Genomic DNA, 13,975 nt, shown 5'->3' with positions numbered 1-13,975 from the left:
TGGGTCATCCGGCGCTGCCCGCCGGGCCGAGCTTGCTGTCCAGCAGGGCGAACATCTCCTCCGGCGTCGCCGAGTCGAGCTCGCCCGTCTCGTCGCCGGCGGGCGCCAAGGCCCGCTGCAACGCGGTGAGCCGCTGCGCGATCCGGTCCCACACCTCGTCCTGGCCTGCCAGTCCCGCAACGGCCTCCTCCAGCCGGGAGAGCGCGGCCAGCGCGGTGGCCTCCGGTCCGCCGAGCTCGGCGGCCAGCTCCGACCACAGGTGGCCGGCCAGCGCGCCGGGTGCCGGGAAGTCGAAGACCATCGTCGCGGGCAGCGCGAGCCCGCAGCTCTCGCCGAGCTGGGTGCGCAGCGCCATCGCCGTCACCGAGTCCGTGCCGAGCGCGACGAAGCTCTCGGTGCCGGAGGAGGCTCGGATCTCGTCGCGTTCGAGCAGTTCCGCGGTCGCGTCGAGCACCAGCGCGAGCACCCTGGCGCGTCCCGCCTCCGGCGGCAGCTCCGAGAGCTCCGCGCGCAACGCCAGTGCCTGCGCCGACTTCGGCATCGGCACCGCGCCGAGCTGGGCGTAGAGGTCGAGCTGGTCGTCGGTGAGCCAGTACTCGGCGATCCTGCCGTTCTCGAAGCGCAGGATGTCCACGCCCCGGAAGGTGACCGGGGTGCCCGGCTCGGCGGTCGCCGTCGCCGGCCTTCCGCCCTGCCAGACGCCGTTGAACACCCAGCGGCCGAGGGCGAGGTCGCCGACGACGAACGGGCCGAGCTCGCCGGAGATCCGCGCGTCGTCGTCGAACGACGAGCGGAAGGCCGCGATCCAGGCCGTCAGCGTCTTCGGGTCGTGGATGGTGTCGGCGTCGGGCATCCCGTGGTCGGGGATGTTGACCCGCAGGCCGTCCGAGACGACCTCGTAGGCCAGCTCGTACTCGCCGTTCCAGATCCGCGACCAGCAGTCCCACAGTTCGCGGTGCGAGCGCTCGGTCATCGGGCGCCCTGCCCGGTCAGCACGCGCTCGCCGGAGTGCACCGGTTGCGCCCTGGGCCGCAGCAGCGCCCGCCCGTTGACCATCGAGCAGCGCGCGACCGCCCACGGCGACAGGAAGTCGGGCACGCTCATCAGCCGCGAGCCGAAGACGTGGAAGTGCTCGGCCATCCGGCTGTCGCGGGCCGCCGCGGAGAAGGTGAACCGCTCGATGTGGTTGAACGGCCGCGCGGTCGCGTAGTCGGCGATGAGGTGCGCGTGCGCCTTGAGGTTCTCGGCGCGGCGCTTGCGGTAGTTGTTCAGCGCGGCGCCGAGGTCGCCGTGGCCGAGCACGGCGGGGGCGGTGGTGTCGGCCAGCCAGTGCGCCGACTGCATCGCCCACGCGCAGCCGACCGCGGCCAGCGGGTCGCTGGTGAGGGCGGCGTCGCCGACCAGCGCGTAGCCCGGCCCGGTCGACTCCCGCACGACCAGCGGGTAGTTGACGGTGCCGGTGATCTTGGTGACGCGCTCGGCGGCGTCGATGTCGGGGGCGTCGGGCAGCGCCTTGACGAAGCGGCGGTAGGCGCCTTCGAGGTCGGCCTTGAACTCGCCGAGCCGTTCCATCGACGGCAGCACGGAGATGACCGTGATGTCGTCGTCGTTGGGCATCACGTAGGCGTTGTCGGGCTCCAGGTAGTACGCCTTGGCGCTGTGGCCTTCCGGCCGCGGCAGCCCGCGGAAGTGCGCGAAGTAGCTGAAGCGGTTGTTCGGCGAGGTCTCCGACGGGGTGCCCGCGAGCTTGGCGATGGCCGAGTCCTTGCCGTCGGCGCCGACGACGAGCGTGGCGCGCACCTCGAAACGCTCACCGCCCGCGGTGCCCGCGACCCCGACCACCCGGCCGTCGTCGGTCAGCAGCTCGTTGACGGTGTGGCCGAGCAGCAGGTCGACGCCCTTGGTCGAGGCCGCCAGCCGCCGCAGCATCGGGTCCAGCACCTCGCGGCGCACGTTGTAGCCGTGCGGGAGGACGCCAGGGCCGACCCGGTCCTCCGGCCGGATCCAGCCCCAGCGGGTCCAGTACTGCGCGGAGTTGCGCACCGCGCCCGCCTCCTCCAGCTCACCGATCAGGCCGAGCTCGGCCAGCACCGGGTAGCCGCAGGGCTGGATGTAGTGCGTGCAAAGCACCTTGTGGGCGTTGATGTCGGACCGGCGCTCCAGCAGCGCCACCTTCGCGCCGCGGCGGGCGTAGAGGACGGCGGCGGCGCATCCTGCGACGCTCGCTCCGTTGACGACGACGTCGTAGGTGTCGGTCATGGTTTGCACCTTTCCGTTCAGTGCTGGGCGGAATCGGCCCGGCGGAGTACCGCGGCGAATCCGGTCGCGCGGTTCGGTCGAGTGGTCTTTCTTCGGGCGGGCTACGGGGCCTGGACGACGAGGCAGGACCAGGTGAACCCGCCGCCACCGCCGATCAGCACCGCGAACTCCCCGGAACCCAGGAGCCCGGACCGGGATATGTGCGTGAGGTTCGCCAGCAGGTCACCGGCGCCGAGGTGCCCGCTCTCCTCGCGCAACCGCAGGACCTCGCCCTTGACCAGGCCCTCCAACACCGGCAGGTACATCATGTCGAGCACGCTGTCGCTGAGCCTGGGCAGCGCGACGCAGGCGATGCGCGAGTCGTCGGGTTCCACCCCGGCGTCGGACAACGCCCGCAGCAGAACGCCGCGAACGCTTTCCCGTGCTGTGCTTTGGAATTCGGCGTTCCCGCCGTGTTGCTCCAGGTAGGCCTTCTTCGGGCGCCTGATGTCCACCGCGCCGCGCCACATCGGCGCGGGCGAGAACTCGTCGCGTCCCCGGTACATCACCTCGAACTCGGCGGCGGTGGTGAACGCCAGCGACCGCAGGTGCAGGCCGCTTCCGCGCCTGCGCAGCACCGCGGCCGTGCCCGCGTCGCCGTAGACGACCCCGTAGTCGGCCGACCACCGGTCGAATCCCGGCGGTGCGAACCGGTCCGCCGTCGTGACCAGCGCCGAGTCCACGCCCGGATCGGCGAGCATCCGGTCCACCGCCAGGCCCACCGCGGCCGCACCCGCGTTGGAAAGCTGCTGGACGCCGACCGGGAACGCCCGGCCCGCCCCGATCTCGTTCGCGATGTAGTGCGCGGGCGACCAGAAGTCGTGCCCCTGGTGGTAGATCCACGCGTGGGCCAGGAAGCCGATGCGCGCCGGGTCGGCGCCCGCGTCGGCCAGCGCGGTCCGGGCGGCGCGCACCGCCATCTCCGGTGCGGCCAGCTCGGACACCGGCACGTGCGACAGACCCAGGTCCGGGACCTCGCCGGCAGGCAGCCGGCCCGCGCGCACCACCTCGGCCGCCGTCTCCCGGCCCGGCGGCAGCCAGGTGGTCACGGCGTCCAGCGTCAGCGCTGCTGGAGCGATTCTCATCGGTTTTTCCCCACAGAACCGGCGGTGGTGCCGCCGGCGATTCGAGCTGCGATTGGTCAGATGATTGCGGGCCGCGCTACCGGCACCGGTTGAATTCGCGACGACCGCGCCACGCGGTCAATTCACCATTCCGCACGTCATTCCCCCATCTGATGCCACGGCCTTACCCCCTTCAGCGGAATTGCGGGGGCGGCAGTCCCATGCACACCAGGCGATCTCGCCCAGATCAAGGTTTCCCAACGCGGACATCGACGGCAACAGCATCCATGACGCGTTTTCGCCGCATTCTGGGCGCACCGGGCGTATACCCGGGCTCGAACGGGAGGTGCGCGCAGCGCACGCGTCGGTTCGAGTTCACCGCGGGTCTGACAGATCTGTCGGCCGATCCGGATCTGAACCGAATACTCCGAGCGAGTGATTACCTATACTTGAGCCGCATTTCCGGCACTACTCACTGGGGGTAGGTGGTGCACGGGAACGGCGTTTCGCCGGCCCGTGCCCGCACGCCCGCCACCGTCTGGAGGGACGAGGACTTGATTGAGCGGGTGGACAGGACGAGGAGGGCCAAGCGGACCGGACTGGCGCGCAGCAGGCGGCTCGCCGGCCACACCCAGGGCGCGCTGGCGGCCCGGCTCGGTGTCGACCGGTCCACGGTGGCCCGCTGGGAGAACGGCGAGGCCACGCCCGGCCCGACGCTGCGACCGGTGCTGGCCGCAACGCTGGGCATCACGCCGTACGAGCTGGACATCCTGTTATCCAGCGGCGGCACGGGGGTGCTCGCCCCGTGCCGCCGCACCCGGACCGGCGAGCCCGGTCCGCAAGCGAGCACCGTGCCCGCGCCGCCGTGGACGCCGGGAACGCAACGGACCGCGCTGGTGATGCGCCGCCGAGGAGCCGGCTACACCCAGGACAGCCTCGCCCAGGAGCTCGGCGTCGCGCGCTCGACGGTGATGCGCTGGGAACGCGGTCTGGTCGCCCCCGGACTGCCGCAGCGGACACGACTGGCGCAGGCGCTGCGGATGTCGCCCCAGGAGCTCACGGCGCTGCTGGGCGATTCCGGCTCCGACCACGCCACCGCCCTGGCCCCGCAACCGCGCACCACGACCGCACCCGCCGAGGACTCGACCGCGGTCGGCGCGGTGCTGGCCACCGCAAAGGTGCTGCGCCAGGAGATGACCGTGCTCGCGGTCTCCGGCTCCGCCGAGCGGGTCGCCGCGCTGGAGGAGACCGTCGACCAGCTCCGCCGCACGCACGTGCGCACCCGCCCGATGCAGACGGTCTTCGCGCTGACACCGGTGCTGGCCGAGCTCCGCGCGCGCCTGCGCGACCATCGCGACGAGCGGGTCCTGCGGCGGCTGCGCACCGCCACCGCGATGGCGTCGACCATGTTCGCCGACGCGCTGCTGCGGCTCGGCCAGCTCGACGAGGCACGCGGCTGGTACCGCGCCGCCCGCGTCTGCGCCGACGCCACCGGCGACCCCCAGCTGCGCGCCCAGGTCCGCGCGCAGCAGGCGATCCTGACCTACTACACCGGCGACCTGCACGCGACCGTCGACCTGGCAGGCCAGGCACAGGCGATCGTCGGCGACCTGGCCTCCCCCGGCGGCGCGCTGGCCTCCGCCGCGCAGGCGCGGGCGCTGGCGCGGATGGGCGCCCGGGACGCCACGTTCACCACGATCACCGACGCCCGCCACCGCTACGACCGGCTCGGCGACCAGCCGGGGGACGACATCTTCTCCTTCCCCGCCAAGCGCCTGTACCTCTACCTGTCCGGTTCGCTGTCCTACCTCGGCTGCACCCGCTACGCCCCCGGGGTCCAGGACAAGGGCCTGCTGCTCTACGCCGCCGAACCGGACACCTTCGGCATCGACCCGATGCTGCTGCGTTTCGACCAGGCCGTCGGCATGGCCCAGGCTCGCGACCACGCCGACGCCGCCGCCTACACCCGCTCGCTGCTCACCGAGGTCGGCGGCGACGGAGCGCGGCTGCCGCTCGCGCTGACCCGCGCCAGGGACGTGGCGGGGGCCATCGGGCAGGACGGGCGCGACCTGCCCTCCGTGCGGGACCTGCGCGAGCTCATCGCCGAGCTCGACCGCGGCCCGGCGGACGACACGGCGGCGTGACATCCGTCCACTGTGGTCGGACTCCGGACCGGCGGACCGCCCTACCGGCCGTCCTTGTCGGAGTCGGCGGAGAACACGATGGCGCCGAGGTGACCGTCGCCGTCCTCGGTGATCTTCAGCAGCATGGTCTCCTCGAAGATGTTGTCGTTGTCGTTGAACGTGTCCCGCCCGGTGTGCGCCGCGTACGGCTGCGCGGCGCACACCTCCGCGTTCAGCGCCTCTTCGAACATCACCTGCGTCGTCAGCACCCGGGAGTTGCTGACGTGCACCATCGCGTGGATGTGCACCGTGCGCCCGCGGTACCAGCCCGGCCAGATCGTGGTGAACTCGACGATTCCGTCGGCGTTGGTGACCTGCGCGCCGCGCAGGTAGCGCTTGTCGTCGGTGGGCACCAGGTCGGCCATGTCCCCGCCGTCGCCACCGCCCGGCCCGGGCGGCATGGCGCCGCTGGGCGGTGCGCCGCCCTCCGGCCGCGGGCCGGCCGGTTGCCCGCCGCCGGTCGACTGCGCTTCGGCGCCTGAGTAGAGACCGGCGGCGTCGCAGTGCCAGATCTCGACGACGGCGTTGCTCAACGGCCGGCAGGTTTCGCTGTCCTGCACCTTGATCGCCAGCCGCAGCCTGCTGCCCTGCCGGTCCTCGCGGATGTCGCTGCGGATCTTGTCGGCGTCGAAGTAGTACGGCCCCTGGGTCGTGTCCGGGGTCAGGGTGCAGGTGTTCGCCCCCTCGAAGAGACCGGTCAGGTCCGAGCTCGTGGTCGCCTGCGGGCTGACCGACTCGCCGGTGGCGTGGTGACGGTCGTACTGCCGCCACCGCCGCACGCCGCCAGCAGCGTTCCCAGCCCCACCGAGCTGATCCCGGCGAAAACCGTCCGGCGGCTGACGCGCTGCCCTTCGTGGTCATGTCCCATCTGCGTCCTTTCCTCGTGCGACGTCTGGAAAGAACGCTAGGACCGCGAGTTCGGGAAACGCTGGGAGTCGTGTGTGAGCTTGCCGGGAACCGGGCTCAGACCGGGTCGTCGTCCGGTCTTCTGCGTTCCAGGATCACGGTGTCGCGCCACACTCCGTGGTGCCGCGCGATCCGCTCCCGGACGCCGACGGTGCGGAAGCCCGCCGCGCGGTGCAGCGCGATACTGGCCAGGTTCTCCGGGAAGATCGCGGTCTGCAACGTCCACAACCCGTCGGCGTCCGCGGCCTCGATCTGCTTGCGCAGCAAGGCGTTTCCCACTCCACTGCCGCGAGCTCCGGCCCCCACGTAGAGGGAGGTCTCCACGACGCCGGAGTAGCACGGCCTGGAGGAGGCCGCGGTCGCCGCGCCCCAACCGGCGACCCGCCCGCCCGCCTCGGCGACCCAGCGGTGCCCGGGCAGCCACTTCACTTCCAGGGCCTCGCGGTCGGGGACCTCGGTCTCGAAGGTCGCGTTGCCGGTCTCGATGCCCTCGGCGTAGATGCGCCGCACGTCGGGCCAGTCGGAGGGCCGCAGCGCCCGGACCACGATGTCGTCGGCCACCCGAGGCGACCAGCCGTGAGTCTTCTGGCGCACCAGAGCAGCCCAGAGGACATGCGGGTCCGTCACTTCGGCGCCCTCGGCGCGCAGCAGCACGAATCCGCCGTCGGCGAGCCTGCGCAGGTGGCCGGAGCAGGCGGCCTCGCTGACGTCCAGTTCCCTGGCCAGCTCGCCGACTGCGACGGGGCGGCCCGCGACGGCCACGCGGTACAGCAGGCGGACCCGGGTGGGGTCGGCCAGGCACGCGAACCGCTCCGCACAGGCGACGGCGGTGTCCTCGCCCAGCGGTGCGGGATCGGAGGTTCTCGGCATGGCGGCAGTATCGGCGCCGTCCGCACTCCCGTCACGGACCCCGGTGAAACAAGCGTGTTAACACATCCACCGCCGTCGATCCGCGCTCGCCGGCAAGCTCTCGCGCACGGCAGCGCGCTCCGTCCGCCGAGTTCGCCCTGCCGTCTTCTTGCGGCCACCTCGGCCCGCCTGGTCCGCGCTGTAGGATCCCGGTCGTCGTGCCGGGGCACGGCGCAGTCGCGGTGTGCGGGTCCAGGTAGAGGTGAACGCGGTGCAGACCGGCAGGATGGTGCGGTTCGACGAGGTCCGCGGCTACGGGTTCGTGGCTCCCGACCAGGGTGGCGAGGACGTGTTCGTCCACGCCAACGACATCCGCGCCGACAAGCACCTCTTCCGGCCCGGCCTCCGGGTCGCCTTCGAGGTGGAGGACGGCGAACGCGGGCTGAAGGCATCCGACGTCCACATCGTCGAGCAGCCCGGCGCTGCCGACGCGCCCCAGCCCACCGGCGCGCGCACCGACCACGACGACGAGGCCCTGTGCGACGTGCTGTCGGCCGCGCGCTTCCGCACCGAGCTGACCGAGGCGCTCCTCGAGGCCGTCCCCACCCTGACCGGTGCCCAGATCACGCAGGTCCGCGAACGCGTGATCGAGCTCGGCCGCGCCCACAACTGGATCGAGGCGTAAGGCGCACGCGCCTGAACCGGGGCGTGCGCACCACCCGAACTCCTGGGCAGCGTCAGCCGCTCGCGGTGCGGGGTCACGGTCCGGTCGTGATGGCCACGCGCGGGGCCGCGTGGCCGCGCGCGTCGGCGATGGCGCGCTCGTAGTCGGCGAGCGGGTAGCTCACCGGCACCAGCGCCGCGAAGGGCCTGCGACCGGCGGCCCGATCCAGGAACGCGACCGCCTCGGCGAGGTCGCCGACGCCGTAGTTGTGGCTGCCGACCAGCGTGGACAGGTTGCGCACGAAGCCGCTCGGTTCGAGGTGGACCTCCGGCGACGGCGACACCGAACCCACCAGTGCGATGCGTCCGTCGATGCCGATCAGCCCGAAGGCCGACTGCACCGCCGAGGCGTTGCCGGAGACCTCGAACACCACGTCCGCACCATCGCCCGCCGACACCTCGTCGAGGACCTCGGCCAGTTCGGCCGGGGAGCAGACCGTGTCCGCGCCGAACTCCCGCGCGGCCTCCCTGCGCTCCTCGTCGAGATCGCAGGCGACGACCGCGGCCGCGCCGCGGTCCTTGGCATACGCCACCGCGGTGAGACCGAGCATTCCGCAGCCGAGGACGACCACGACGTCGCCCGCTGCCAGCCGGGCGCGCCGGGCCGCGCACACGACGGTGGCCGTCGCGCAGTTCGCGGGCGTGGCCACCTCGTCGGGCATCGCCTCTGGCACCCGCACGATCCCGGTGCCCGCCAGCAGGTGGCAGTGCGTGGCGAAACCGCCGTTGAGCGCCCACCTGTCGGTCACGGCCTCGTGGCCGTACTTGCGGACCGCGACGCACTTCTGCGGCACGCCCCTGCGGCAGCGCGCGCACGTCCCGCAGGCCGTGCCGATCGTCCACGTCACCCGGTCGCCGGGGGCCAGGACCTCCCCGGTGTGCGAGCGGACCTCCCCGCCGGTGTCGACCACGGTCCCGACCACCTCGTGCCCGAGGACCGTCGGCACGGGTGTGCTCCGGTGGCCCGCGATCGTGTGCAGGTCGCTCCCGCAGATGGTCGCCATCCGCACCCGCACGAGGACCTCACCGCCGGACAGCCTCGGCAGGGGTCGGCCGGAGAGGGCGAAACCGGCGTCGGCCCCGCGCCACAGCAGTCCCGTCGCGGCGCCGGACGCGTCGGTCGCCTCTTTGTGTCCATGGCGGACCTTTCCGTCCGTCAGCGCGGGCGTGAGCCCGGAGTGCAGCGAGGCCAGCGACGAACGCACGGCGTCGACCGCCGCGGCACCGGTCGAGGCGTGCGGCGAGAGCCGGACGTGATCGCCGCGCACGGTCGCGGTCACGCCGCCCGCGGCCAGCGCGGCACCGACCTGTTCCGAGGGCACGCCGGCCACCGCGAACGCCAGGATGCCGCCCCGGCGCGCGGTGGCCGAGACGACTTCCGCGCCGCTGGAGCGCACAGCGTCCTCCAGCTCCGCGAGGCGTTCGGCGATCCGGGCTTCGATGGCACCCACCCCGACGTCCTCGACGAGCTCGAGCGCGGCGGCGAACGCACCCGCGGTCACCGGGCTGAGGTTGCTGATGGACCAGCTCGCGGCCGTGTCGGCGGCCGGGTGGATCCGGTTGTCGAAGACGCCTGGGTCGCGGGCGCCCGTCCAGCCGGAGAGCACCGGCTCCAACCGCTCCAGCGCCCGGTCCGAAAGCACCGCGAACCCGGTCCCCCACCCGGCTCGCAGCCACTTCTGCCCGCCCGCGACCAGCACGTCAGCGACCTCCCACGGCTCTCGCACCGCGCCGAAGCCCTGGATGCCGTCGACCACGAGCAGCCGGTCGCCGACGACGTCGCGCAGCGCCGCGAGGTCCGCCCGGTGACCGGTGCGGAAGTCCACGGCGCTCACCGACACCACCGTGGTGTCCGGCGTCAGCGCCGCGGCCACCGCGTCGGGGGTGACCACGCCAGCCGGAGGCCGCATCCACCGCACCAGGATGCGGCCCGCCTGCTCGGCGCGCGCCCACGGATAGGTGTTGGCCGGGAACTCCGCCTCGGACACGAGCACCTCGCCGCGCGCGTCGAACGCCGCCTGGAACAGGCCGAGACTGGTGTGCGGGAGCAGGACGACGTTCTCGGCGCCGGCGCCGCTGAGGCGTGCCACCGCCGCCTTCGCCCGCCCCTCGCCCGGCATCAGTCCGTCCACAGTGTCCGAACCAGCGCGGGCGGACCGAGCCAGCAGCTCCGCTGTGGTGTCCAGCACGGCCTTCGAAGGAGGACCGAACCGCGCGAAGTCGAGGTAGCCCGGCGACTCGTCGAACTGGGCGAGATAAGCCCCGACACCGCCGGACGACGCGCCCGCGGCGCGCGGATCGCTCTGGAGCAAACGCTCGCCGGAGTACGTCACGCGCACATCCTCGCAGCACCGGGTGAACTCCAGGTGCAGATCGACGATCCCGGCCGGTTCCCGGCCCTCATCGCCGGTGTCCGGTCGAGCCGCCGGCTCGTGGTTACGCTCGGGGAGGACGCATCCAGTCGTGGAGAGGTTGATCCGTGACCAGCATCGCGACCCGCACGCTCAACGACGGCCGGCACATCCCGGTCATGGGGCTCGGGACCTACCCGATGGACGACGCCGAGGCCGAGCGCGGCGTGAGCGGCGCGCTCGAGATCGGATACCGGCTGATCGACACCGCGGCCAACTACGGCAACGAGACCGGCACCGGGCGCGGCGTGACCGGCAGCGGCGTGCCCCGGGAGGAGGTCGTGGTCACGACCAAGCTGCCGGGCCGCCACCACGGCCACGACGAGACCCTCGCCTCCTTCGAGGAGTCGCGGCGCAGGCTGGGCCTGGACCACGTGGACCTCTACCTCATCCACTGGCCGCTGCCCCGCCTCGACAGGTACGTGGACTCGTGGAAGGCGATGATCAAGCTGCGCGAGAAGGGCGTGGTCGGCTCGATCGGCGTCTCCAACTTCACGCCCGAGCACATCGAGCGCCTGGAGCGGGAGACGGGCGTGCTGCCCGCGATCAACCAGGTCGAGCTGCACCCGGCCTTCCCGCAGGACGAGCTGCGCGCCTACCACGCGGACAAGGGCATCGTCACCGAGAGCTGGAGCCCGCTGGGTCGCGGTGCCCTGCTCGACGACCCCGCCATCACCGAGATCGCCCGCGCGCACGACGTCACGCCCGCGCAGGTGGTGCTGCGCTGGCACCTCCAGCTCGACGCCCTGCCCATCGCGAAGTCGGCGGACCCGCGACGCCAGCGGCTGAACCTCGACATCTTCGGCTTCGAGCTCGGCGAGGACGAGATGACCGCCGTCGCCGACCGTCCGCACCGGCGCATCGGAGGCGACCCGGACAGCCACGAGGAGTTCTGACCCCGGCCACCGCTGCCGGGCCCGGCCTCTCGACCGCCGGAAGCGGGTCGCAGACCCGGACGACGAACAGGCGCCCTGTCGATGAACTCATCGACAGGGCGCCTGAACCGCGAATATCACTGGTGCGCGATACTGGGATTGAACCAGTGACCTCTACCGTGTCAAGGTAGCGCTCTCCCACTGAGCTAATCGCGCGAGGCGGAGGCGGGAATCGAACCCGCGTACAGGGCTTTGCAGGCCCTTGCCTAAGCCACTCGGCCACTCCGCCGTGCCTCGGATCCAATCCGAAACGGGCTGGACCTGACTCATCCAGAGCGGACGACGGGACTCGAACCCGCGACCCTCACCTTGGCAAGGTGATGCGCTACCAGCTGCGCTACGTCCGCCTGCCTGCGGCTTGCCGACTTCGATCTCGAATCCCTGGTGTGGGTTCTCGATCTCCGGCCGTCCGCCGCGTTGCACGAGAAACTTTAGACCACGCCGCCAACGGCGATCGAACCGGGGTCCCGCTACCCGGTCTTGAACAGCGTCGGACCTGGCCAGACCCAGTGCGGGCCGGTCAGGACAGGTCGTGCGGCAACAGGCGGGTGAGCGCGTCGTCGACGTTGACCCACAGGTTCTCGTTGCCGGGGACCACCACGTCGTAGGTGCGGTCCAGAAAGTCGGCCAGCTCCTGCGCCGAAGCCTCGAACACGGCGTGCCCGGAGGGGGAGCTCAGCTCGATCACCACGACCTCGGGGTCGTCGACCGCGGGGCGGATGGTCACATCGCCCACGCCCGCGTGCGCGATGAGGCCGTCGGCCAGCAGGTCGCGCGCGAAGACCCATTCGACCCAACCCGCGCGGCCGGTGCGGAACGCGGCCACCACGGCGTAGGGGTCGCGAGTGTCGTAGCGCAGCTCGACCTGCACCGGCACGGCCGGCGTCTGCGGGGCCAGCAGATCGAACACCGCCGTTGAACGGAGTGTCACGTGATCGTTACGCATTGTCCTCGCCTTCCTACTACCTTTCGGTCCGCTTATCGACCGAGCAACACAGTTGTGACGCCTTCCTGGGCCCGATGGCTCGCAACTCGCGGATAGATCACCCGTACGGGGCAGGCCCCAATTCGCTGGGCAACCAAGGCAATGCGCAGCGTGTTCACCCGCTCTTTTCAAACCGGACCCGCCAACGGGTCCGCCGCCCCCGGTAAGCCCTGCCGATCCCCTAGCGCCGGATGGGCCGTCCGCCCTCCGGCGGACGCCGCCCGGAGCCCGTGCCCCGGCACCACCCGGCGATCGGCCACTGGCAGTTCCCACACGCCACCGCATGCGCGGTCGCGCCCGGGAGGAACCCATCGCGTTCGTCGGACAACGCCGCCCGGCGAGATCGAATTCCCGCTCTCCGGCCCTGTTCCGGCGACCCCACCAGGATAAGCGATGAACTCCGCGTCCCCCCTGTTCCGCACGCGTCCGCTGAGACGCTCGCCACGCGCGTTCCCCGAGTCGGACCAACCGCTCCGCCCGGTCGCCTCCACCGCCACGCGTGCCCGCTGAAGCACCACCGAGACAGGCGTCACAGTGTGACCAGGATCGAAGCCGCCCGACAGGGCCGAAGGACTCCGGGCGCCGGCGAAATCGCATGATTCACGTCACAACCCGTCGGGAGGCCGTCTCCGGCTCACCGGCGGCGGTGTCCGCGATGACCGGATCGGAGCCGTATTCTGGCCGACAGCGGGCGCCGCAGAGGCTCAGCCGTCACGACGCCGAACCGCCGCCCGGTAGAAGTCCAGCGAACCAGGCAACCGGCAGGTGGGTCCCCTGAGCAACAGAGCCGAATCGCGGCCGCGCTCCGCGGAGGCGACCGAGGAGAAGCGATCATCGTGGCGCGCCCGGGTGCACGCCTGGCGGGAGAGGCTGCACCACCGCCGCGAGTCGATCCGGGAACGGCCAACGCTCAACGCGACCTACCGGATCACCCTTGGGGCCTTCGGCGCCGTCGTGCTCCTGGCGGGCATCGCGATGATCCCCTACCCCGGCCCCGGCTGGCTGGTGGTGTTCGCGGGACTGGGCATCCTGGCCACCGAGTTCCACTGGGCGCACCGGGTCAACCTCTTCGCCAAGCGCCACTACCACCGCTGGATGGACTGGCTGTCCCGCCAGCACCTGGCCACCAAGCTGGCGGTCATGGGCGCCACCGGGCTGATCGTGCTGCTCACGCTGTGGCTGCTCGGCCTGTTCGGCACCGTCGGCGGCTGGTTCGACCTGCACTGGCCGTGGCTGCGCTCCCCCCTGTTCGGGGACTGAAAACGATCGTGTATTGTTCTTCTCGTCGCCGGGAACGGCGGCGGAAGACGGGCGATTAGCTCAGCGGGAGAGCGCTTCGTTCACACCGAAGAGGTCACTGGTTCGATCCCAGTATCGCCCACAGGCAAAGGGCCTGGCCAAGACTCCGAATGGAGATCGCGGCCAGGCCCTTTTCGTTGTTCCGCGAGCGTTGCCGAAGTCCGCCGCTCCACACACCCGCCTTCCGGCTCTTGTGCGGAAAGGCGGAGGAGATCGGAGCAGCCGCGGGAATGGCCTATCGCGGTGGCGGCAACGCTCCGGCGGGCCTCACCCGCCCTCCCCCTTCGCCGCCGTCGGTCGCGCTGCGCGCACGCGACCGGGA

At 71.9% G+C, this 13,975-nt stretch carries 11 protein-coding genes, 4 tRNA genes and 1 pseudogene; 5 read left to right on the top strand and 11 right to left on the bottom strand.

Going from position 1 to position 13,975, the window contains the following annotated elements:
* Positions 1 to 4 precede the first annotated feature (4 nt).
* From HUO13_RS12455 to HUO13_RS12445, 3 genes are all read right to left on the bottom strand, one after another.
* Complete coding sequence (locus HUO13_RS12455; RefSeq protein WP_211901539.1) at positions 5 to 973, bottom strand: ester cyclase; 969 nt, start codon at positions 971 to 973, stop codon at positions 5 to 7.
* Complete coding sequence (locus HUO13_RS12450) at positions 970 to 2,259, bottom strand: NAD(P)/FAD-dependent oxidoreductase (protein ID WP_211901538.1); 1,290 nt, start codon at positions 2,257 to 2,259, stop codon at positions 970 to 972. Before HUO13_RS12450 ends, HUO13_RS12455 begins: the two co-directional genes overlap by 4 nt.
* Before the next feature lie 101 nt (positions 2,260 to 2,360).
* Positions 2,361 to 3,383 carry a ketoacyl-ACP synthase III family protein gene (locus tag HUO13_RS12445; protein ID WP_211901537.1) on the bottom strand — a complete coding sequence of 341 codons (1,023 nt, stop codon included), beginning with the start codon at positions 3,381 to 3,383 and terminating at the stop codon, positions 2,361 to 2,363.
* 545 nt (positions 3,384 to 3,928) lie between these two features.
* Between HUO13_RS12445 and HUO13_RS12440 the strand changes: the two genes are divergently transcribed.
* On the top strand, positions 3,929 to 5,506 hold the full coding sequence (locus tag HUO13_RS12440; RefSeq protein WP_211901536.1) for a helix-turn-helix domain-containing protein: 1,578 nt from the start codon (positions 3,929 to 3,931) through the stop codon (positions 5,504 to 5,506).
* 41 nt (positions 5,507 to 5,547) lie between these two features.
* On the opposite strand, the gene HUO13_RS12435 is transcribed toward HUO13_RS12440, so the two are convergent.
* A complete protein-coding gene (locus tag HUO13_RS12435) occupies positions 5,548 to 6,324 on the bottom strand; it encodes a protocatechuate dioxygenase (protein ID WP_249124714.1) in 777 nt (258 codons plus the stop codon).
* A 184-nt stretch (positions 6,325 to 6,508) separates the two neighbouring features.
* Positions 6,509 to 7,321, bottom strand: a complete 813-nt coding sequence (locus HUO13_RS12430) for a helix-turn-helix domain-containing GNAT family N-acetyltransferase (RefSeq protein ID WP_211901535.1) — start codon at positions 7,319 to 7,321, stop codon at positions 6,509 to 6,511.
* Between the two features lie 250 nt (positions 7,322 to 7,571).
* Here HUO13_RS12430 and HUO13_RS12425 point away from each other — a divergent pair, with 250 nt between their 5' ends.
* Positions 7,572 to 7,985, top strand: coding sequence for a cold-shock protein (locus tag HUO13_RS12425; RefSeq protein ID WP_211901534.1), 414 nt, complete (start codon positions 7,572 to 7,574; stop codon positions 7,983 to 7,985).
* A 73-nt stretch (positions 7,986 to 8,058) separates the two neighbouring features.
* Here HUO13_RS12425 and HUO13_RS37360 read toward each other — a convergent pair whose 3' ends face one another.
* Complete coding sequence (locus HUO13_RS37360) at positions 8,059 to 9,228, bottom strand: zinc-binding dehydrogenase (protein WP_282976866.1); 1,170 nt, start codon at positions 9,226 to 9,228, stop codon at positions 8,059 to 8,061.
* Positions 9,205 to 10,335, bottom strand: a pseudogene (locus HUO13_RS37355) (aminotransferase class V-fold PLP-dependent enzyme); the annotation flags it as partial. The gene HUO13_RS37360 and the pseudogene HUO13_RS37355, both read right to left, overlap by 24 nt.
* Before the next feature lie 167 nt (positions 10,336 to 10,502).
* Between HUO13_RS37355 and HUO13_RS12415 the strand changes: the two are divergent.
* Positions 10,503 to 11,330, top strand: a complete 828-nt coding sequence (locus HUO13_RS12415; protein ID WP_211901532.1) for an aldo/keto reductase — start codon at positions 10,503 to 10,505, stop codon at positions 11,328 to 11,330.
* Between the two features lie 120 nt (positions 11,331 to 11,450).
* On the opposite strand, the gene HUO13_RS12410 is transcribed toward HUO13_RS12415, so the two are convergent.
* The 4 genes from HUO13_RS12410 to HUO13_RS12395 form a co-directional block, all read right to left on the bottom strand.
* Positions 11,451 to 11,525 (bottom strand) — tRNA-Val (locus HUO13_RS12410).
* A gap of 1 nt (position 11,526) precedes the next feature.
* Positions 11,527 to 11,598: transfer RNA gene (locus HUO13_RS12405), tRNA-Cys, on the bottom strand.
* A gap of 45 nt (positions 11,599 to 11,643) precedes the next feature.
* A tRNA-Gly gene (locus tag HUO13_RS12400) sits at positions 11,644 to 11,716 on the bottom strand.
* A gap of 173 nt (positions 11,717 to 11,889) precedes the next feature.
* Positions 11,890 to 12,315, bottom strand: coding sequence for an SsgA family sporulation/cell division regulator (locus HUO13_RS12395; protein ID WP_011873518.1), 426 nt, complete (start codon positions 12,313 to 12,315; stop codon positions 11,890 to 11,892).
* An 888-nt stretch (positions 12,316 to 13,203) separates the two neighbouring features.
* On the opposite strand from HUO13_RS12395, the gene HUO13_RS12390 reads away from it, so the two are divergent.
* Together HUO13_RS12390 and HUO13_RS12385 are read left to right on the top strand one after the other, a co-directional pair.
* The gene (locus HUO13_RS12390) at positions 13,204 to 13,614 is read left to right on the top strand and encodes a TIGR02611 family protein (protein WP_211901531.1); all 411 of its coding nucleotides are present in this window, start codon (positions 13,204 to 13,206) and stop codon (positions 13,612 to 13,614) included.
* 49 nt (positions 13,615 to 13,663) lie between these two features.
* Positions 13,664 to 13,735: transfer RNA gene (locus HUO13_RS12385), tRNA-Val, on the top strand.
* Positions 13,736 to 13,975: the final 240 nt, after the last annotated feature.

Origin of the sequence: Saccharopolyspora erythraea (assembly GCF_018141105.1) — a bacterium.
GTDB lineage: Bacteria > Actinomycetota > Actinomycetes > Mycobacteriales > Pseudonocardiaceae > Saccharopolyspora_D > Saccharopolyspora_D erythraea_A.
This window is presented reverse-complemented; position numbering and strand designations above follow the sequence as displayed.